The sequence below is a fragment of the Mucilaginibacter robiniae genome (genome assembly GCF_012849215.1).
Taxonomy (GTDB): Bacteria; Bacteroidota; Bacteroidia; order Sphingobacteriales; family Sphingobacteriaceae; genus Mucilaginibacter; species Mucilaginibacter robiniae.
This window is the reverse complement of sequence record NZ_CP051682.1, coordinates 2818666-2837888: the sequence shown is the minus strand read 5'-3', so window position 1 is coordinate 2837888 and position 19223 is coordinate 2818666. Positions and strand designations below refer to the sequence as shown.

Below are 19223 nucleotides of genomic sequence, written 5' to 3'. Positions count from 1 at the left end.
CAATTAAAATGATACGTTAACACCTAACAGGAACGTACGTGTTCTAGGATAGAAGTTGTTGTAATCAATGCCTGGTGATATACCACCTTGATTAATTTCAGGGTCAATACCTTTGTAACCGGTAATGGTAGCTATGTTGTTACCTGTTACATAAACCCTAATGTTGTTGATGTACTTAACTGATTTTACAATGTTGTACCCAAGTGTTGCATTATCTAGGCGCACATAAGAACCACTTTCAATATAGCGATCTGAATAAAAGGAATTCCGAACATCTGATATTTTATCATTTGCAGCGCTTACGAGTATGTTATTAGTAGTAGCAGCAGCTGTGTAAGATAAATCTGCACGGGTAGCATTAAATATTTTATTACCAAAAGTACCTCGCAAAAACACATTTAAATCAAAGTTCTTGTACCTAAAAGTATTATTCCAACCCATTATGACTTTAGGTTGAGCACTGCCGGTATAAAAATAATCGGTACCGATAATAGGCTGCGTAGTTGTGGTTCCATTCTTTTTATAAAAAAGCGAGTTACCATTGGCATCTTTACCGGCATACTTGAAGGTAAAAAACTGTCCAATTGGGTAGCCTGTTTTCAATATCTGCAAAGTAGCATTAGTTTGACCAGGCCCCTCCGGATCAGAATAGCGTGTAGAATCAACATTAGCATAAGGATTTTGCAAGCTAGTAATCTTGTTTTTGTTATAAGCGCCGTTAATGGTACTTGACCAGCTAAAGTTTTTAGTTGAAACAGGAGCAAAACTTAAGGTAACTTCTACCCCCTTATTACTGATACTACCACCGTTAGCGTTGATTCTGCCACCAGGTACTAATGCTGATGATACATTGTAGGTAAACAACATATTAGTAGTCTTTTTATCATAAACCTCAACTGAACCGGTAATTCTGTTTTTTAAGATAGCAAAGTCAACACCTAAGTTAGTAGTGGCTGTACGTTCCCATTTCAAATCAGGGTTGGTTCCTTGAGCGGGTGCATAAGCAGCGGCCTGCACACCATTGTTGTAATAGGTACCTGCTACAACGTAATAAGTTAATGCATTATAGGCTCCTATACCTTGAGAATTACCAGTTACACCATAACTTGCGCGAAGTTTCAAATCATTAAACATAGTTTGATTTTTCATAAAATCCTCTTGTAAAATGCGCCATGCCAAACTTACAGATGGGAAGTAGCCCCAGTGGTTGTTAGCTCCAAATGCCGAGCTTCCGTCCCTCCGAACTGACCCTTGGAAAATATATCTATCTTTATAAATATACCTTAGCCTGAAGAAGTCAGATATCATTCGTATATCACCATAAAGCAGGTCACTGCCATAATTTATGCGGTAGGTAGAAATAGCATAAGGATTACCCAAGGCTAAATTATAAAAGCTAGCATTATCACTTGGAAAATTAGTACTTGATGATTGCAGCCCATCACCATATACATAATCTTGGTAAGAGTAGCCTAAAACAGCATTAATGGAATGATCACCTAGCTGTCTATCCCAGGTCAAGAAAGTTTCTAAGGTTTTAGTAGTATTAGTATAACTAGATCTAAAAGCAGATCCATTAGCGCCAAACAACGATCCAATAAGTGTATGCCCTATACCAATACCAGGATCGGGATTATTATAAAAATTGGATGTTGGATATTTGCTGTAGTAGCTACCATAATACTCGCCATGTAAGGAGGTGGTTTTCTGGTATGAAAGATTAACGTTATAGGTTAATCCAAATGGCAATTTAGCTTCGGTGTTAAAACTACCCAGTAACACATTATACTTTGTGTTATCCTGTGCATTTTTAATAATAGCTACGGGGTTGAAGTATCCTGTTGTAGTAAAGTTTTCAAAGTAACTGCCATCTGTGTTATAAACCGGTGAGATAGGCAAGTGCTTGGCAGCCTGCAACAGCACAATATTTTGCAACGGCGTATTGTTGGAGTTGCTTACCGAATTTGATGCATTCAGGCTAAACTTAAGTTTATCGTTCAAAGCATATTGCTCTACATTTAAACGGCCTACTACACGTTCTAATGAACTTGATTGTAAAATACCGTTTTTCTTGAAGTAGTTTAAACTGGCACTATAAGTACCATGCTCTGAACCACCGCTTAAAGAGATATTATGATTTTGTGAAAACGCTGTTGAACGTTCAATAGCTTTCATCCAATCGGTGTTGGCCTTTAAATCATCATTGGGAGAAAATGATCCGTTATTAGCAGCCACATAACTCCGGAGTTGATCTGCATTCATCAGCTTCAATTGGCTGCTTACTTTTTCTGCACCAGCATAGCCGCTGTAAGTAACAGTAGCCTGGCCTTTTTTACCCCGTCGTGTAGTTACCATAATTACACCAGCAGAGGCATGATTACCGTAAATAGCAGCAGCAGCAGCATCTTTTAAAACATCCATTGATACAATGTCGCTCGGCGCTACAGCAGCTATATCAGCTCCAGGAACACCATCTATGACATAATATGGTCCGCCTGGACTGTTTATAGTAGAAGCACCACGCAGCACTACAGCAGCCGGCCGGTTAGGATCACCGCTGGCGGTGATGTTTAATCCGGGAACTTTACCCTGCAAAGCTTGCCCTACATCCGAAATAGCGCCTCGGTTTAAATCTTCCTGTTTAACGGTGCTAACAGCACTGGACAAGTTTCTGCGTGAACTGGTACCATAACCTACCACCACTATATCTTTTAGTGAGGTACTGGCATCCACTAAGTCAATCTTATAATAGGTTTCCGTACCTAACTTCACCTCTTTAGTGGTATATCCTACTGAGGTTAGCACCAGCACATCGCCGTTTTTAGCATTGATGTTGAATTTACCGTTCACATCGGTCTGTGTTGCTCTGGAAACACCTTTAACTGTTATGGTAACACCAGGCAATGTATTGCCTTTACTATCAATTACCAAACCGGTAATGGCGGTATTTGATTGAGCAAACGCATGAAGCTGCCCGAAAAATAAGGCAAAGAACAGCAACAAAGGCAGACAACTACCTTTAAAATAATTTAGGTTTAATCTCATAATTAGCGTAAAACTTGGTTCATAATTAGGGCTTAATGATTCTTGTTAAAATTTTAATGTTGGCGGCAAATATTTGGCGATAATACCCTCATAATAACTCCGAAGCTCTGGCCAGTTTGGTGGAACCGGGTTTTTAGAGTACAAATCATAAGGATTAAACAGTTTTACCCATTTCAGCATTTCCCGGTCATGATCGTCCAGCAAATAGCTGTATTCACCTTCACGATGCCATGCATAAAAGGAATGATAACGTAGCATATATAAGGCTGGCTCCGGTAAGTAATCTTTCATCATTTGATAAACATATTCATCATGCCCCCATGATATATGTACATTCCGTAAGCCACAGCCTTCGGTATAAACGCCAAGGCGTGTGTTGTATAAAGGATTGCTAAAATCAGGATTTGCTTTAAAAAATTCAGGATAAACAATTTTATCAGAATACGCACAACCCACAGGGAAAGTATCGCCCACTACAGCCCACTGCGGTTCGCCAAAAAGGCAAAGTACTTTTCCCATATCATGCATAAGTCCGGTAAGTACCATCCAATCTGGATGCCCATCAGCCCTGATGGCTTCAGAAGTTTGAAGCAGGTGCTGAAACTGATCCAAATCAGTATCAGGATCTGAATCATCTACTAACTGATTCAAAAAATCAAAAGCTTCCCATATTGACATTTCTTTGCGTTTAAAGCTAAGAAAATCTTGCCTTTTCTCTTGAACAAAATCAAAAGTTTGATAAGTATGATTCAAACGGTAAAACTCTTTAACAGTATCCCGCTTCGGATCGTCATACTGCCGATACTCTTCAGTGGTTTTGGATGTAGCAATCGATTCCGGGTCAGGATAACGATTTACAACATCATCTTCCCATACATCAAGGCTGCTAAGCGGATTGATTTCTTCCTCTTTTAAATTTTTCATACTTGTAAAAAAATAAGCAGGGTTATGAGAAGCCTGCGAGTTTATAATGGTATTGTTTTAAAAACAAAACTAAGATATTGCAGATTTTCATAGCATTTGCAAATATGAAATATTTATTTGCGAAAACGATTTCGGAAATTATCTCCTATATTTCACAACCAATTATATTTTTCTTATGTCAGCCGTTACTTTAAAAATGATTGCAGCAGAGCTCTCCTTATCTGTAGCCACGGTATCTAAAGCCTTGGCTGACAGTTATGAAATCAGTCAGGCTACTAAGAATACAGTATCTGAAGCTGCGCAGCGGCTGGGGTATGTTGCCAATCCGTATGCGAGTAGCTTACGTAAGCGCAGAAGCAAAACCATAGCTGTAGTATTGCCCGAAATAGCAGATAGCTTTTTTGCCCAAGCCATCAACGGCATTGAAACTATTACACAAGCATTTGGCTATCATGTACTTATTTATCTGAGTCACGAAAGCTTTTTAAGGGAGCAGGCCATTATGCAATATTTTAAAAGTGGTCGTGTGGATGGCATTTTAATGTCTGTATCAGAAGAAACCAGTGATACCAGCCACATTAAGGATGTTATAGATGATGATATCCCGGTTGTATTTTTTGATAGAGTTTGCGAAGATTTGCCTACCGCTCAAATAGTAACTAATGATTTTGAAAGCAGCTTTAACGCTACTCATCATCTGTTATCAAAATCATGCCATAAAATTGCGTTTATAGCCAATTCTGGGAGCTTATCCATCAATCGTAATCGTGTTTTAGGATATCAAAAAGCCTTACAATCTGTTGGAAATAGCAACGAACTGATTGTTAACTGCGGTAAGAACGACGAAGAAAATTACCAGCTTTTAACAAGCTTGTTTAATCAAGAAGAACGGCCTGATGGCGTGATATTAAGCGTTGAAAAACTTACGCCGTTAGTATATCAGGTTTGTAATGATTTGGGGGTTACAATACCGACACAAGTAAAAGTGCTAACATTTACCAACTTAGGTATAGCTAGTTTTATGAATCCTGCACTTACAACAGTTAATCAGCCTGCATTTGAAATGGGGCAAGCAGCTGCTAAAGCCCTCTTTAAAAAACTATCACAAAATATTGAAGTTTTAGATCCCGAACTTGTCATTCTGCCATCTAAACTCATTTGCAGAGAATCAACTCGCTAATTACGCAGGTAAAATCTTTTCTATTGCCACAAACTTGTTGTACAGAGCTTGGCAACATTTTTTCCAATAACGCGTCATCACTGTATAAGCTAGTAATTCAGTAATGTATCCTAGTGCTAGTCCGAATACCTCACTCACGTTAATTTAAACCGCGCTCATTTTTAGTTATAGAAACAGCAAAAAAATCTTGCTACTCCTGACATACCCTTGTCACAACACTAATTCATCTTTGCCTTAATAAAGAACGTTTATTAACAAAGAATAGAATTATGAATCTTATTTCAATTAGAATTATTACGACCGATGTAAAGAAGCTGGTGAAATTTTATGAGCAGGTTACTGGAATAGCAGCTATACAGTACACGGATGATTTTGCTGAACTACAAACCCCATCAGCAACGTTGGCTATTGGGAGTACCAAAACGTTGCAGTTTTTTGGTGGTGATGAGATTGCCAAAGCTGCTCAGAACCAAACTGCCATTATAGAATTTCTTGTAAAGGATGTTGATGATGAGTACTCTAGAATAGCTCAATCCATTCAACCTGATATGGTACAAAAGCCAACAACCATGCCTTGGGGTAATAAGTCATTTTTATTTCGCGACCCGGATGGCAACCTGGTGAACTTCTTTACGCCTGTTACACCAGAAGCAATTAAGAAATTTGCCAGCAATAGCTAAGTAAAACAGCAAAGAAGTAGCAGTTAAGCAAACGTTGTTTTACTTGGCTGTTACTTCTTTGCATTGGGGTTTATCATTTACGTATAAAAGAAAATTTGCTTAAAGCCAGTTCACGAGAGGCTATTCAACTTCTAACTTTCAAGAATTAAATCTTTTTGAAGCCGGCAATACGCAAATTACCAATTAAAACTTTAGCACCGTTGCTATATTGTGTTGGCGCACTTATGTACAGGTTTTTAGTATCTGTTGGTAAAAAGAATTCGGTATCAGCAATTTTTGCCTTATCTAAGTAAAGGGCAAACCGCTCACCATCAACCATCATTGAAACATGCATAGGGCGGTTATTATAGGGTGTTAAATCAAAATCAGTTGTCAAATACTTACCATGATTGTTAGAAACAGCTACTTTATCATTGTTATAATATTGAACCGTTACGTGACCGCCATCTTGTGAGATATAGCCCTTTGTACTGTTATCATTAGTAAACCCAAAAACTACAGGATAAACATCCCCAACTTTATCTGCAGCAACTACAATATCAAATTCTACCGTAAAGTGTTTTGGATAAAAACGTTGCTTGGTAAGGCGATAAGTTGCACTTTGTTCCATGAGCAACCACTTACCTGATTGGTCTTCCACTGTAGCTACCGTTGCAGCACCGTTTGTTTTTAATGATTTTACTGATGCGCCAACCGGCACTGTTGAGAAATCTTCCGCAAAGATCAAAGAATCACCTGATGTGAAATCAAAAACAGTAGTAACGGAATGTCTTCTATTTGAAGTCGTCGTCTCTGTTTTTGAGCTCTTCTTACCGTCCATCATTTCACCAGCTCTCTGGGCAACTTTGTCTTTCGCTCTTTGAAGTAAACCACCTAGTTGCGCATACGTATGAGAAGAACTTAGGATAGTTAAAGTTATAATTAAGGCGATTAATAAGCTTTGTTTTTTCATTGATAAGGCAATTGATCTCAACAAACTTAAAAAATTTACTTCAACTAAAAAGTACTCATAACAATTAGCTGACTTCTAGGCTGGTAGCTAAATGGTTATTTCGCTTTAATCAGCAAACGCTTTATCTACTCCATACTTCCTCATCTTAGATTCGATTACAACAATCTTAGAATTGGCTACAGCATACTAACAGCAGTAACTCATTTTTGCAGTACTAAAAGGATAAAAATATGGATACTAAAAAAGTATGGTTTATAACTGGTGCTTCTAAAGGTTTGGGCTTAAACTTTGTTCAGCAGTTACTGGCTGAGGGTTATCAAGTAGCTGCTACTTCAAGAAATCAGCAATCCCTTATTGATGCAGTTGGGGTACATGAAGGCTTTTTGCCGCTGAGCATGGACGTTACCAGTAACGAAGAGGTCAAGCAAACTATTGAGCAAGTGATTAACAAATTTGGCCGCATTGATATAATAGTCAATAATGCTGGCTATAGCCAGATCGGTACGCTGGAAGAGTTATCAGATGAAGAAGTAAAAAGGAATTTTGATGTCAACGTTTTTGGAGCACTTCATGTAATCCGCAATGTGGCACCCTATTTAAGGAAACAACACTCCGGACACATTTTTAACATCTCTTCGGTAGGTGGCTACATCGGAGACTTTGCTGGATTTGGCATTTACTGTTCAACAAAATTTGCCATGGCCGGATTTACAGAAGCATTGGCTGTAGAGATGCAACCTTTCGGCGTAAAAACCACGCTTATATATCCGGCTTACTTCCGGACCAACTTTCTGGAAAAAGATTCGGCTATGACTCCTGCCAATCCGATTGATGCTTACGCCAATGCACGCGAGGTAGAAGCCAGCCACTTGGACGAGATAAATGGAAATCAGCCCAATGATCCCCGCAAAGCGGCAAAGGTACTGATTGAACTAAGTAAACAAGATAATCCGCCGGTACATTTCTTTATGGGTGTAGGTGCTTACGAGCTTGCTCAAGCGAAAATTAAAGTTATAGAACAAGCATTGCAAAACAACAAAGAGCTGGCAGTCTCAACAGCAATAAAAGAATAATGAACACAACAATAGAAGATACTCAAGAATATATAGGCATGTGGGTAACTGCAGACGGCTACATACGACATGAACTTTTACCCGATGGTCGGTATGACGAGGCCCGCGGTAAACGACAGAACGCTTACCAAGGCAACTACCGGGTAAGCGGTAACCACATTGACTATAAAGATGATACTGGCTTTACCGCTGATGGTGAGTTTCGCGATGGTATACTGTATCATGCAGGAATGATATTATACAAAGAACAAATACCATAAATTTGACAGATGAGTCATACCTATCACTTTCGCTCGCTTCAGGATTTGCACAGATACTATGGTCTTCCACAACCGGAGCATCCGCTTATTAGTGTGATCGACTACAGTAAAGTAAAATATCCGGAAGACGTTTGTGAACTGAAGTGGATACAGGATTTTTACATTCTAGCACTGAAGCGAAATGTACAAGCCAAATTTAACTACGGGCAGCAACCTTACGATTTTGATTCCGGTGTGCTTTCTTTTTTTGCTCCCCAGCAATTGTTGCAGGTAGAAATAAATCCCGATACCCAAATAGAGCCGTCGGGTTGGCTGTTGCTGCTCCACCCCGATTTTTTATGGAATACGCCATTGGCTAAAACGATCAAGAGTTATAATTTCTTTCAGTATAAAGTCAATGAAGCCCTTTTCTTATCGGAGAAAGAGGAAAAGGTAATTACGGAAATATTGCAGCGTATTGAGAAAGAGTACCAATCCAATATGGATAAGTTCAGCCAGTCGCTGATCATTAACCAGTTAGAATACCTACTGATTTATGCTGACCGCTTTTATCAACGGCAGTTTCTAACACGCAAAATCACTAACCATCAAATATTAGCTAAACTGGAATTACTGCTGAACAACTATTTTGCAGATGAGAATTTGATAATCAAAGGGCTCCCTACCGTTCCATTCATCGCAAGTGAACTTAATATTTCGCCGAATTACCTCAGTAACCTACTGAAAGTCTTGACCGGACAAAGTACACAGCAGTTCATCCATGAAAAGCTAATTGAAAAAGCAAAAGAAAAGCTTTCTGCAACCTCGTTATCTGTTTCAGAAATTGCTTATGCTTTAGGTTTTGAGCACTCCCAATCTTTTAGTAAGTTATTCAAAGCCAAAACTCATCTGACGCCAATAGAGTTCCGGGCCGGACTTAATTAAGTTATTGTATACTCACCCAAGTGTATACTACAATTAACGATTGGAGAAGTATTATTGATAAAAAAGTATTTGCAAAATTACAGTCAAGGAAACTTTGATTTGCTTTCATAATTTAAGGTCATACTTATAGACTGCTATATGAAAAATTTAAGAGTATTAAAGTTTTTATTGTAGCTATACTAAAGAAAAAGGCTGGTTGTTAGTCGAGAACCGATAGGGTTGTTTTAACGATATCGTCAAAGAATTGCCGGTCATTCCTGAATTTTCCATAAACTCTCATTCCGGCTATTGCATTGCAAATGAAACGGGCAAGTGCTTTTGGGTTTTTAGATATACTGATTTCTCCATCAGCCTGGCCTTTTTTTATAGCATTATATAAGGCTTTTTCGATGATCAGATCATCTTCAGCAACCAATTTTTTAATCACTTCATCACTTGCAGCCATTTCTACCTCTGAATTTATTTTGAAGCATCCTTTGGGACAGGCATCAGTAAAGACATCATTGACAACTTGCTGCAACAAGTGAGTTACCGCCTCTTTTACTGAGAAAGCGTCATTTAATAGCGCCTGGATTTTTGCTGTGGCTTCCTGCTGATAGAGCTCCAGCGCTTGCAAAAATAAGTTATGCTTGTCGCCAAAAGCATGATAGATGCTGGAACGTCCGATCTCCAATCCATCAATGAGATCATGCAACGAAGTGGCATGATATCCCTTCTGCCAGAAGAGGGCGATGGCTTTTCTCAATATGTCGGTCTCGTTGAAATCTTTTGTTCTCATAACCAAAAAAGCTTTACCTGCAGCAGGCAAAGCTATTGATTTTATATAAGTATGCGAGCGAGATCAAATGCTGTTTTAAAGCATTTTCGGGTATTAGCGAAGACCGCCACTGGCTAGTATAATCTCGCCTGTTAACCAGCGTGACTCTTCCGACGAAAGGAAGGCCGCGATCAACGCAATATCCTCGGGTTCTCCAAGTCGGCGAAGTGGAGTATTATTTACCATAACATCAGCCATTTCACTGCCGATAAATCCTCCAGCTCTCGAGCCTTCTGTGTTCACTATTCCGGGATTGATTGAATTGACGCGGATATTTCTCGGGCCAAGCTCTTTGGAAAGTACCCGGGTAATAGAGTCGATCGCACTTTTGGTTGCCGTATAAAGGGCACTACCAGCCGGTTCCACGCTTGATACACCAGAACCGATGTTAATGATACTTCCTCCCTGATCTGAAAAATATTGTACGGCAGCTTTTGAGGCAAGCAGTGGCCCCAGTACATTAATGCCGAACTGATGATAAAATCCTTCCTCTGTCACATCTTCGATAGGTCCCCATTGATAAATGCCCGCATTGTTGACCAGAATATTAACTTTACCATACTGCTTTACCGTTTCGGTAAACAGACGATCGACATCATTAGCCTTTGACACATCAGCTTTCACTGCTATGGCTTGGCCGCCATTGTTTACAATTTCCGCTACAACGAGCTCGGCATCTTCTTGAGCAGATGCATAATTAACGATCACGGCGGCACCCTCAATAGCTAGTTGTTTAGCAATGGCAGCGCCAATACCTTTGGAAGCGCCGGTTACAACAGCGACTTTGTTTTCTAATTTCTTCATTTCTAATTGTACCATTTGATTTATAAATATAGTGACAAAATTAGACCAAATGGTACAATTAGAAATTTTGAACATACGATGACATAAATAGCATATGCGCTAATTACTATGCATAAGAAAAGTTAGTAAACTTTCATTATTAATTAAATTTAGATTTTTTTAGGTTTTGCAATGCTCGCTGTAAGGCATGCTGAAGGAGATTATGATATTTACCATAACTTCAACAAAGCATTCTTATTTATTACCCAAGCAGCTGTTGAAATTATGAAAACTAACGGAGGTGGTTCAATCGTGAACGTTGGTTCTATGTGGGCTAAACAGGCGATTAAAGCCACACCTTCTTCTGCTTATTCAATGGCAAAAGCAGGCTTGCACAGTTTAACACATCATTTAGCCATTGGCTAAATATGGCATTCGCGTAAATGCAATATCTCCGACTGTAGTGGCCACACCAATTTATAAATCCTTTATTGATAAAAGCAAAATTCAAGATTCATTACAAGAATTTAACTCTTTTCATCCAATAGGTCGGATTGGTACGGCAGAAGATATTGCTGCAACAATCACCTTCTTGTTATCAGACGAGGCAAGCTGGATTACCGGTGCGGTCTGGGATATAGATGGTGTGGCGTTATGGCTGGGAGAAATTAACCAGTACCAGGTAATATGATAGAAGAAGGGGAAGTAGCTACTATATAAATCTTGGTATTACAAAAAATGGGGCGTAACATCGCCCCATTTTTGCTTAATAAGCATGGCGTTTTAACTTTTGGCAGCTAGATCAAAGTCTAATTTTAAAAGAAGTTGTTTAGTAATTAAATGTTCCTTGCCAATTTTCCATTTCTTATTATCATAAAACTGAACCCCTGAAGAAAAGGCAATTTTAATTTTTTCACCAGCATTACTTTTATATTCCCATTCATCCGTTTTAGTTTCACCTATCCCTAAATTGAAGCCTGTAAGGTTCGTTGGGGATAATGTTCCCATATATCCCATCTGCAAACCATTCTTCACATCACCGACCGTTGTAGGTTTATCGTTTTTATCTACAATTAACCAATTTAAGCGAGCACCAACAATACGTTTTGATGAAGTATTTTTGTATTTAATCTTTACCGTTATATATCGCCCAAAATGTCCCTCATGATGTAAATTGTCTGCTGGCTGATCAACAGTATCAATTAATTTAGATGATATTTTTGCAGAAGTAATTTTTATTGGAGCTTGATTTAAGCCAGTTGTATCAAATAACGGTTCAGCTTTATCATTAGTGGAGTGCACCGCTATAGAATGCATCTGTTCATTGTTACTTTGCCCTTGTTGCTGACAGCTATTCAACAGGCCAATTGAGATAATTGTGATAATGTAAATTTATAATTCATTTGAACTTTAATTGATTTACTAACATATAATGTATTATAAATAAAGTTCTTAAAGAACTTTTAAGAGCACCTAACGCCTAATAACCAACCTATATTAACCATTAGTTCGAAAACAAAAATAGCCTCTCAGATTTCTCTAAGAGGCTATTTATTTTTTTGGGTAGAAGGAAGCGGACAAAAGTCGAACTTTTTGATTGATTTTCAGAAAGTTGAATCAAAATCGAAAAGATTGAAAAAAATGCTTCGCCTAAAAAGTGATATTTCATTATTTAGCTAATTTTGAATTTAATGGGATAGCTTTGGTTACCAAATTAGTAGTAACTAAAGTTAAAGAAAGTACACGTTATCTAACTTTGATTTCGAAACTGCATTTGTTTACCGTCACTTATAGCTATGATTCTGTTTATCCTATCTATAAAAAGCTGGTAACATATTAGAACGTTTTCGTTACTGTTTCCAAGACTCAAATTTTTGTTATGGTTGTTTGCCATCAGATAACTGGTTAATTTCAGCAGTAAGCCCACCTTTCATTTTAAACACATCACAAAATAAGATTCGGGATCGCTCCAACTTTCTTCACTGTCTGGACTTTACCTTCGGCTATGACCTATGCAACGAACATCGCTATAGAATACATGGGTATTATGAATTTACCAGTTTGCGCAATTCATTAAGGTTTTCTGTTCCCCACTTTCCCATTACATCAACCACAGTCATAAGCGACATGCCAAGGTCCGTCAAATGATATTCAACCCGCGGTACGTGTTCATCGTACACTAATTTAGAAATCAGCCCATGCCGAATTAATTCAGCTAATTGCGCATCAAGAACGCGACGGGTAGCCTGCGGAATGCTGCGGGCTAGTTCGCCCGGACGCACGATGCCCTTACGAATCCGCAGTAGCAGCGCTATCTTCCACCGGCCATGCAGAACCTGGCGTATATAATCATGTCCGCAATCCAGCATGGGTATTTTACGTTCGTATGCATTTGCCATATCACAAAAATAGATAAAACCACCCGGGCAATAACCATAGATAAATTTATCCATTCTTGACTGGACAGATCTGCGGGCGGAACTTTGCATAAAAATATGAATAAGATTCCTAAAATGATGAGAAGCTGGCAGATGTCTGCCATCGGCCGCGAACAGCTACACCTAAATGACGTTCCGGTGCCACAACCACCGCCTGGTCAAGTCCTTGTAAAAGTAAACGCTGTGGCATTAAATTATCGCGATAAAATGGTAATCGAGACTGGTCGGGGACTTCCGCTTGGCTTTCCTTTTACGCCTGGCTCTGACTTGTCAGGTGAGGTAATAAGTACCGGCGAAAATGTAAAGCATCTGTCAATTGGCGATCGTGTTATTTCGACTTTTACGCCGGATTGGACAGACGGACTCAGGCCGGGTACCGGACGCACCCCCGCTTATCGTACGCTAGGAGGCTTTTATCCGGGCGTACTGGCTGAATACGTGGCTATGCCGGAGAAATGGCTGGTTAAAGCGCCGAAAACATTAAACGATGCAGAAGCAAGTACGCTTCCGTGTGCAGGTGTTACCGCTTGGTTCGCCCTGGTCGAGAGGGCTCGTGTTCACGCGGGTAATACGGTACTTATTCCCAGCACAGGCGGCGTCGCGTTGTTCGGTCTACAAATTGCCAAGGCCAATGGTGCAGAGGTCATCATTTCCGGGCGACCTGAAAACGAGCAGCGGGCAATAGCACTAGGCGCCGATCATTTCATCGACAAAAAAAGAGAAGACTGGTTAGAAGCTGTTTATGAACTCACCGCTGATCGTGGTGCAAACCATGTACTGGAAGTAATCGGAGGTCCGCACCTGGCAAAGGCCGTGCAGGCGGTAGCTGTAGGCGGCCATATTTGCCAAATCGGTGCACTGGAAGGTTTCGAGCTCAGCGCGCCTGCAATGCCCCTGATGTTAAAAGATGTGACCATTCACGGGATCGGCACTGGTAGCCGCAAAGCACTGGAAAACTTAGTAAGGGCTGTGGATCGTAAAGCGATTAAGCCGGTTATTGATACAGTCTATGAGTTTATAGATCTGTTTTCAGCACTTGACCATCTGGATCGTGGACCGTTTGGAAAGATTGTTGTTAAAGTGGCATGATTCAACTGGAAATCATTAATTGCTTGTTCTGAGTATTGACGCCTTGTTGATTAATTAATTAAGGTACGAAATTTAGCAACGCCACAATGCGAAAGTCATCAATCAACACTGATGACTTTTGCTTAACATATCGCACTTTATAAGAAATGCGGTAGAGCATGCCGATGTTTATTCAACTATGGTACGCATCTGGATTATAAAAAGTAGATAGATCAGGCCAGGTTCAAAAGGTTTAATTGTAGTATAAGAAGAAACATCTGATTATTGAAGGAGACCATATAACTAACATCACCTCCTTTTATGAAGAAATCAACAGCGTGTTCATGCAGCATGAAAATTGGAAGATTGGACAAAGTCTTGATGCATTCAATGACCTGCTTTACGGTAATTATGGAGAGATCAAACAAAGGGAACCTGTTCAACCCTTGTGGCATAGCATTGAGAAGAGTAAATGCGCTTTAGATTTAGCTGCAACCAAGACTTATTATAAAGAGAAGCTGGCAAGCCCTTCTGGTTTTAATGTACGGTTAATACAGGATCAATTAGAGGCTTTGGAGAATGGCAATGGACCGACATTCTTTAAGATCATTATAGCTATCCTTGCAGACCATCCGAATATCGAATTCGCAGAAAATCAAATGTCAATCCGGTGACCGACCCTGTGACTAATATGCGGTTAGGCCATCCTTTATTTGTTAATGGTACAAGTTTTCACTCAGGTCAAGACATTTCGCCAATTTACTTAAGCATTTTTGACATCATGATATAGCAAGATGCCCCCAATTCAGGGTTTCAATGTTGAACTTTTCGTCAAGGTGTTTCTATGGCTCTGTGATCTGCAGGTCCCCTAAAATTTCACCCTTTTCTTTGACAAGTTGCTTTCCCCAATTGTTTACGGCAAGCAACACAGGAATAGTCGTTTTGCCAAGGTCGGTTAACTGATAAACCACCTTTACTGGTGGCTTATCACCATGTACCATTCGGGATATCAAGCCGTCCTGCTCCATTTGTCTGAGTTGCAGACTTAAGGTCATCTCCGTGATCGTTGTTATTTCCTTACGAAGTTCATTATATCTCTTCTCACCGTCTTTCAGGAAATATAGGATGACAGCCTTCCATTTTCCCCCTAACAGATCCATGGCCAGACTTACGCCACAAGGATATATCTTGTCATTCCATTTAAGGTAATTCATAAAATAAATCTTGACCTATCTAATTTGATAGTTATTGCAAATGTACTGAGCTCTAAATAGTTTTGCAACTATAATTTTTATAGTATGGCATTAATCATCTTAGCACACCCCCGTTTTAATAGCTCACTGGCTAATAAGACCATTATGGAAGAGCTGCAAAGCAGCAGCGAACATCACGAGATACGGAATATTCACAGTCTTTATCCGGATTACAAGATAGATGTACTGGCGGAACAAGAAGCACTGCTCCGGCATGGCATCATCTTGCTACAGTATCCTTTTTACTGGCTGAACTTACCGGCAATCCTGAAGCACTGGATCGATGAAGTCTTTGCTTACCAGTTCGCATATGGTTCTCAAGGCGATAAGCTGAAAGGCAAAAACCTGATTCCCAGTTTTACGGTTGGCGCCGCCGAAAAAGAATACCTCCTATCGGGTAAACATCATATGAGGATTTATGAATTTTGTAAGAGCCTCGAACATACAGCGTATTATGCCCAGATGAACTACATAGACCCCATCTGTTTCTTTGGCGCTTCATTGAACGTGGAAGCCTTTACCGAAGAAGAAGTCAAAAGGAACGCCCAACAGCATGCACAAAAGATCATTAAGATCCTAAAAGACCCTGAACCGGCACCGGTTGCCGTTCCTTTCGAGTAATTTGATAAATAGCTCATCGTTGTTTAACTAAAGTAGCATTGGAAACCATCACCGAATCCTATGGAGATCAGTTCCAGTGCTACTGTAGATCAGTCAGTCGCGCCTTCAATAATCCATGGTATCATGCTTTTCCTTAGAAACGTTCAAACTCCATCTGCCCCCGTTGATTATCCAGAAACCTGTACTTATTAGTTTGCATTCCCATCATACCTGTTTACATATTTCTGGAGTTTAGCTTTTTCCAGCTCGACTTGCTTTTCGGACTTCGGAATATATAAGGCTTATTTTATAAAGCTGCATACATGGACTTGCCGATTGTCTCTAAAACCGTCGAGGTTATATTATGCAGCAGTATAATGCAGGTATTACGTTTGGACATTAAAGATTTTGCAAACTCCTACGTAGCCGCTCGGTCACATCACTTGTTGGTTGGCTGTATTCAATAACACAGCCAACTTAAACACATATTTCATTATTTATTTAATTACAAGCCCTATTGGCTGTTTGCGCCTCCAACCATGTTTCCAAAAAAGATTGCATTCAAGAACAACCTGCTAGTACCTAACCAGTATCCTCTGTAAGTAGGGTCATCGGCAAACAAAATAACTTCGCCACTACCTACTGCATTGGCAATAATAGCAGCAGAATTGGCGACCTTACCAATATTTGCCTTAGAAGAATAGCCGTTCACAAAAGGTTTAGCAGTATATTGTGCAACGGTAGCGTACTTATTCACGCTGGGCACCAATATGGTAGGCCCATTCTTGTTAATATATAGCGTACGGCTGGTTACTCCAAACGCAATTGGATGAGAAACATCTAAATCTGATTGAAATATAGCGCCATTGATATGGCGTGCGCCTTCGGTATCTTCCTGCTGGGCATAGTTTAAGCGCACTTTATGAGCTGGACGGGTAGGTGCAATACCGGAAGGCACTGGGCCTGGTAAATTAATACTCCCGGCGTTTTGTTCGGGTGTAGCTGGGGCATTAACCGGGTTGGCAGGCGCAGGTGCGGCTGCATTTCCTCCTCTTACTGCAATATCAGATTCAACTAACTTTTCCTTAACTAATCCTTGCTGTATGGCCCATGCTGTAGCGGTTTGGAAGGTAATTAGTATTCCCCCATCGTTTACCCAAGCTCTGATTTTTTCAACTGTGGCATTGTCCCAAGCCGTGTAGTTGCCTCCGGGTAGTACTATGGTGGTATATCTTTTTAGAGATGCACGCAGAAAGCTAGTGAGATCAAGTTTGGCTACTGGCATATTGAGCTGCTGATTTAACAAAAACCATATCTGCCCCGCTTCCGAAGCCATGGTGCCCTGACCAAAAGCCATCGCCACTTCGGGCTTGCGTACCGCACGGATATTACTGCTGCCTAAATCAACGCCTTCGGTGCTAAAACCACTGGCTACAGGCAGCACATTGAGGTGGGTATCGGCTGCTACCTGCTGTAGGGTACGGTAAAGTGAATCCGGAGAAATAGTTTGTGCAGCCACCGGAATTACCAGTGAACCGTAACCGTATGAACGCTTGCCCACCATTGTGTTAGCGGTAAAGGTTTTAAAAGCGGTTTTTACCAGTATGTTTTTCAATAACAATTCATACAAAGCTTTGCTGGCGTTATAATCGCTATAATCAACCACATAGGCATAAGCCGATCTTCCGCCTTCCACTTCGCCTTTAGGCAGGTTTAAGGCTGTCACCTGGTTGCCTGCTGCTACCGGAGTAGCGATCTTGGCATACTTAAGACCATAGGCATGAATAATGCTCCAGCCGGTATTATCATAATAAACACTATCCTGCAGTATGTTTTCCTCAAAAATGGAATGTACAATTAAATAGTTGGGTTGCGCAGCTGGTACTACATAGGCGCTGCCCCTTTCAAACGTTTTTCCCTGCTGGGTAACGTTGCCGGTAAGTTCATATACTTTAATGCGATGCTGCAGCAGCACACTCAAAAACTGCTGGGTCAGGTTAACGTCCTTGCTGTCACCAAAAACATAGGTTTTGGTGGTACTCTTCTGACCCTGTGCTAAGGCATATTTGAAGAAGTCTTTCTGTACCTTAAACAGGTTAGTCTTTTCGGCAACTGCACCGCGGATGGTTGAAAAGCTGGTAGTTAAATGGTTACGGATGGTAAAAGCAAAGCTAACTGGCCCGTTGCTTGATTCCTGCAAAATACCGCGTGAGCTGGCCTGCTCATAGGTGGCTGCTACTGCACCGTAGAACTTAGGATAAGTAGAACCGTAAATGGGCGACAAATTATCATACCCTTCTTTGGTAAAGTAAAAAGAGCCGATATCATCCAAAGCTTTGGCGTTGTATCGGGCCAGTGTTATACCTTCCTCATACAAAAAAGACGGAATAATAGGGCTATAATGCCTTGTAGGGGTAGGTTCGAAGTAATAGGTAGCATTAGTGCCCTGCTCATGAAAATCAATCTGCACATTGGGGTACCATTTATGAAAAAACTCTACACGGTTACGGCTTTCTACCTGTACCAGGTTCAGCCAATCGCGGTTCAGGTCTGTAAAGTAGTGGTTGGTGCGCCCCATCGGCCAGCCTTCTACATGCTCTTTATCTAACGCATCTGCCACAGGCGGAAATGAATGATACTGGTTGTGCCAGTTAGCGGCACGGTCGCGCCCGTCAGGATTAAGGGAAGGATCAATAAATATCACGGCTTCGCTCAACCAGCGCTGCACTTCTGCATCTTGACTAGCAGCGAGGTAGTATCCGGCTAACAGACTGGCTTCGGTGCTGGAAGTTTCATTGCCATGCACGCCATAACCCAAGTCGATAATCAAAGGCGAATTGGTAGTCAGTGCTGGTTTAGCCGGATCAACCTGGCTCAAATGTTCCTGCCTGATCTGCTCTAGCCTGTTGTAGTTCGCAGGCGAAGTGATAGTAACAATGATCTGTTCACGCTGCTCATACGTTTTGCCGATGGTCTGCACATGCACACGGTCGCTCACCCGGGCCAGTTCTCTGAAATAGGCTACTACTTGTTCGTGTCGGGTATAATAGGAACCTATAGCATACCCCAGAAATTGTTCTGGCGTGGGTACGTGGCTGTCCAGCGCTGTAGCTTTGGGGAAATAATACTTGTTTTGAGCTGATGCCTGCGCAGCTATCAATAGCATTAAGGCAAGCAGTAACCTTTGGAACGGAGTTGTTTTCATGCTGATGAGTGGGTAGTTGTT

19 protein-coding genes are annotated in these 19223 nt (G+C 40.6%); 10 read left to right on the top strand and 9 right to left on the bottom strand.

Annotated elements, in window-relative coordinates; all coding sequences use genetic code 11:
* Positions 1-3: 3 nt before the first annotated feature.
* Both HH214_RS12640 and HH214_RS12635 read right to left on the bottom strand, forming a co-directional pair.
* Positions 4-3045: a SusC/RagA family TonB-linked outer membrane protein gene (locus tag HH214_RS12640; protein ID WP_169608180.1), complete on the bottom strand. Its 3042-nt coding sequence runs from the start codon at positions 3043-3045 to the stop codon at positions 4-6.
* A gap of 45 nt (positions 3046-3090) precedes the next feature.
* Positions 3091-3969 carry an inositol oxygenase family protein gene (locus HH214_RS12635; RefSeq protein ID WP_169608179.1) on the bottom strand — a complete coding sequence of 293 codons (879 nt, stop codon included), beginning with the start codon at positions 3967-3969 and terminating at the stop codon, positions 3091-3093.
* Between the two features lie 175 nt (positions 3970-4144).
* Between HH214_RS12635 and HH214_RS12630 the strand changes: the two genes are divergently transcribed.
* Both HH214_RS12630 and HH214_RS12625 read left to right on the top strand, forming a co-directional pair.
* Complete coding sequence (locus HH214_RS12630) at positions 4145-5149, top strand: LacI family DNA-binding transcriptional regulator (protein WP_169608177.1); 1005 nt, start codon at positions 4145-4147, stop codon at positions 5147-5149.
* Between the two features lie 269 nt (positions 5150-5418).
* Positions 5419-5829, top strand: coding sequence for a VOC family protein (locus HH214_RS12625; protein ID WP_169608175.1), 411 nt, complete (start codon positions 5419-5421; stop codon positions 5827-5829).
* A gap of 145 nt (positions 5830-5974) precedes the next feature.
* Here HH214_RS12625 and HH214_RS12620 read toward each other — a convergent pair whose 3' ends face one another.
* Positions 5975-6781 (bottom strand): hypothetical protein, encoded by an 807-nt coding sequence (locus HH214_RS12620; protein WP_169608173.1) that lies wholly within the window; start codon positions 6779-6781, stop codon positions 5975-5977.
* A 230-nt stretch (positions 6782-7011) separates the two neighbouring features.
* On the opposite strand from HH214_RS12620, the gene HH214_RS12615 reads away from it, so the two are divergent.
* From HH214_RS12615 to HH214_RS12605, 3 genes are read left to right on the top strand one after another with little or no spacing between them, the layout of a single operon-like run.
* Positions 7012-7854, top strand: a complete 843-nt coding sequence (locus HH214_RS12615) for an SDR family oxidoreductase (RefSeq protein ID WP_169608172.1) — start codon at positions 7012-7014, stop codon at positions 7852-7854.
* Positions 7854-8114 (top strand): Atu4866 domain-containing protein, encoded by a 261-nt coding sequence (locus HH214_RS12610; protein WP_169608170.1) that lies wholly within the window; start codon positions 7854-7856, stop codon positions 8112-8114. Before HH214_RS12615 ends, HH214_RS12610 begins: the two co-directional genes overlap by 1 nt.
* Positions 8115-8123: 9 nt before the next feature.
* On the top strand, positions 8124-9038 hold the full coding sequence (locus HH214_RS12605) for a helix-turn-helix domain-containing protein (protein ID WP_169608168.1): 915 nt from the start codon (positions 8124-8126) through the stop codon (positions 9036-9038).
* A gap of 199 nt (positions 9039-9237) precedes the next feature.
* Here the strand turns inward: HH214_RS12605 and HH214_RS12600 are convergent, their stop codons facing one another.
* Entirely contained in the window at positions 9238-9816 is a 579-nt protein-coding gene (locus HH214_RS12600) for a TetR/AcrR family transcriptional regulator (protein ID WP_169608166.1), read from the bottom strand.
* Positions 9817-9909: 93 nt separating this feature from the next.
* Complete coding sequence (locus tag HH214_RS12595) at positions 9910-10674, bottom strand: SDR family NAD(P)-dependent oxidoreductase (protein WP_248282089.1); 765 nt, start codon at positions 10672-10674, stop codon at positions 9910-9912.
* A 156-nt stretch (positions 10675-10830) separates the two neighbouring features.
* On the opposite strand from HH214_RS12595, the gene HH214_RS21965 reads away from it, so the two are divergent.
* Both HH214_RS21965 and HH214_RS21960 read left to right on the top strand, forming a co-directional pair.
* Complete coding sequence (locus HH214_RS21965) at positions 10831-11064, top strand: SDR family NAD(P)-dependent oxidoreductase (RefSeq protein WP_211166219.1); 234 nt, start codon at positions 10831-10833, stop codon at positions 11062-11064.
* Entirely contained in the window at positions 11057-11329 is a 273-nt protein-coding gene (locus tag HH214_RS21960; protein ID WP_211166218.1) for an SDR family NAD(P)-dependent oxidoreductase, read from the top strand. The genes HH214_RS21965 and HH214_RS21960 overlap by 8 nt, the downstream gene beginning before the upstream one ends.
* A gap of 92 nt (positions 11330-11421) precedes the next feature.
* On the opposite strand, the gene HH214_RS12585 is transcribed toward HH214_RS21960, so the two are convergent.
* Both HH214_RS12585 and HH214_RS12580 read right to left on the bottom strand, forming a co-directional pair.
* Positions 11422-11955, bottom strand: a complete 534-nt coding sequence (locus HH214_RS12585; RefSeq protein ID WP_169608164.1) for a hypothetical protein — start codon at positions 11953-11955, stop codon at positions 11422-11424.
* Positions 11956-12683: 728 nt separating this feature from the next.
* A complete protein-coding gene (locus HH214_RS12580; RefSeq protein ID WP_169608162.1) occupies positions 12684-13037 on the bottom strand; it encodes a winged helix-turn-helix transcriptional regulator in 354 nt (117 codons plus the stop codon).
* 96 nt (positions 13038-13133) lie between these two features.
* Here HH214_RS12580 and HH214_RS12575 point away from each other — a divergent pair, with 96 nt between their 5' ends.
* Both HH214_RS12575 and HH214_RS12570 read left to right on the top strand, forming a co-directional pair.
* Positions 13134-14165: a zinc-dependent alcohol dehydrogenase family protein gene (locus tag HH214_RS12575; protein WP_211166217.1), complete on the top strand. Its 1032-nt coding sequence runs from the start codon at positions 13134-13136 to the stop codon at positions 14163-14165.
* 323 nt (positions 14166-14488) lie between these two features.
* A complete protein-coding gene (locus HH214_RS12570) occupies positions 14489-14818 on the top strand; it encodes a ribonuclease inhibitor (RefSeq protein WP_248282088.1) in 330 nt (109 codons plus the stop codon).
* A gap of 168 nt (positions 14819-14986) precedes the next feature.
* Here HH214_RS12570 and HH214_RS12565 read toward each other — a convergent pair whose 3' ends face one another.
* Positions 14987-15358 carry a winged helix-turn-helix transcriptional regulator gene (locus tag HH214_RS12565; protein WP_169608161.1) on the bottom strand — a complete coding sequence of 124 codons (372 nt, stop codon included), beginning with the start codon at positions 15356-15358 and terminating at the stop codon, positions 14987-14989.
* 84 nt (positions 15359-15442) lie between these two features.
* On the opposite strand from HH214_RS12565, the gene HH214_RS12560 reads away from it, so the two are divergent.
* The gene (locus HH214_RS12560; protein WP_169608160.1) at positions 15443-16018 is read left to right on the top strand and encodes an NAD(P)H-dependent oxidoreductase; all 576 of its coding nucleotides are present in this window, start codon (positions 15443-15445) and stop codon (positions 16016-16018) included.
* 493 nt (positions 16019-16511) lie between these two features.
* On the opposite strand, the gene HH214_RS12555 is transcribed toward HH214_RS12560, so the two are convergent.
* Positions 16512-19202, bottom strand: a complete 2691-nt coding sequence (locus HH214_RS12555) for a M14 family zinc carboxypeptidase (RefSeq protein ID WP_169608159.1) — start codon at positions 19200-19202, stop codon at positions 16512-16514.
* Positions 19203-19223 lie beyond the last annotated feature (21 nt).

What these genes read in the sequence shown, in the direction of transcription:
- HH214_RS12605 (WP_169608168.1), top strand. Translation starts at nt 8,124, where the DNA reads ATGAGTCATACCTATCACTTTCGCTCGCTTCAGGATTTGCACAGATAC.
- HH214_RS12560 (WP_169608160.1), top strand. Translation starts at nt 15,443, where the DNA reads ATGGCATTAATCATCTTAGCACACCCCCGTTTTAATAGCTCACTGGCT.
- HH214_RS12625 (WP_169608175.1), top strand. Translation starts at nt 5,419, where the DNA reads ATGAATCTTATTTCAATTAGAATTATTACGACCGATGTAAAGAAGCTG.
- HH214_RS12565 (WP_169608161.1), bottom strand. Translation starts at nt 15,358, where the DNA reads ATGAATTACCTTAAATGGAATGACAAGATATATCCTTGTGGCGTAAGT.
- HH214_RS12555 (WP_169608159.1), bottom strand. Translation starts at nt 19,202, where the DNA reads ATGAAAACAACTCCGTTCCAAAGGTTACTGCTTGCCTTAATGCTATTG.
- HH214_RS12615 (WP_169608172.1), top strand. Translation starts at nt 7,012, where the DNA reads ATGGATACTAAAAAAGTATGGTTTATAACTGGTGCTTCTAAAGGTTTG.
- HH214_RS12580 (WP_169608162.1), bottom strand. Translation starts at nt 13,037, where the DNA reads ATGGCAAATGCATACGAACGTAAAATACCCATGCTGGATTGCGGACAT.
- HH214_RS12610 (WP_169608170.1), top strand. Translation starts at nt 7,854, where the DNA reads ATGAACACAACAATAGAAGATACTCAAGAATATATAGGCATGTGGGTA.
- HH214_RS12630 (WP_169608177.1), top strand. Translation starts at nt 4,145, where the DNA reads ATGTCAGCCGTTACTTTAAAAATGATTGCAGCAGAGCTCTCCTTATCT.
- HH214_RS12635 (WP_169608179.1), bottom strand. Translation starts at nt 3,969, where the DNA reads ATGAAAAATTTAAAAGAGGAAGAAATCAATCCGCTTAGCAGCCTTGAT.
- HH214_RS12585 (WP_169608164.1), bottom strand. Translation starts at nt 11,955, where the DNA reads ATGCATTCTATAGCGGTGCACTCCACTAATGATAAAGCTGAACCGTTA.
- HH214_RS12600 (WP_169608166.1), bottom strand. Translation starts at nt 9,816, where the DNA reads ATGAGAACAAAAGATTTCAACGAGACCGACATATTGAGAAAAGCCATC.
- HH214_RS12640 (WP_169608180.1), bottom strand. Translation starts at nt 3,045, where the DNA reads ATGAGATTAAACCTAAATTATTTTAAAGGTAGTTGTCTGCCTTTGTTG.
- HH214_RS12620 (WP_169608173.1), bottom strand. Translation starts at nt 6,781, where the DNA reads ATGAAAAAACAAAGCTTATTAATCGCCTTAATTATAACTTTAACTATC.
- HH214_RS12595 (WP_248282089.1), bottom strand. Translation starts at nt 10,674, where the DNA reads ATGGTACAATTAGAAATGAAGAAATTAGAAAACAAAGTCGCTGTTGTA.
- HH214_RS21965 (WP_211166219.1), top strand. Translation starts at nt 10,831, where the DNA reads ATGCTCGCTGTAAGGCATGCTGAAGGAGATTATGATATTTACCATAAC.
- HH214_RS12570 (WP_248282088.1), top strand. Translation starts at nt 14,489, where the DNA reads ATGCAGCATGAAAATTGGAAGATTGGACAAAGTCTTGATGCATTCAAT.
- HH214_RS12575 (WP_211166217.1), top strand. Translation starts at nt 13,134, where the DNA reads ATGAATAAGATTCCTAAAATGATGAGAAGCTGGCAGATGTCTGCCATC.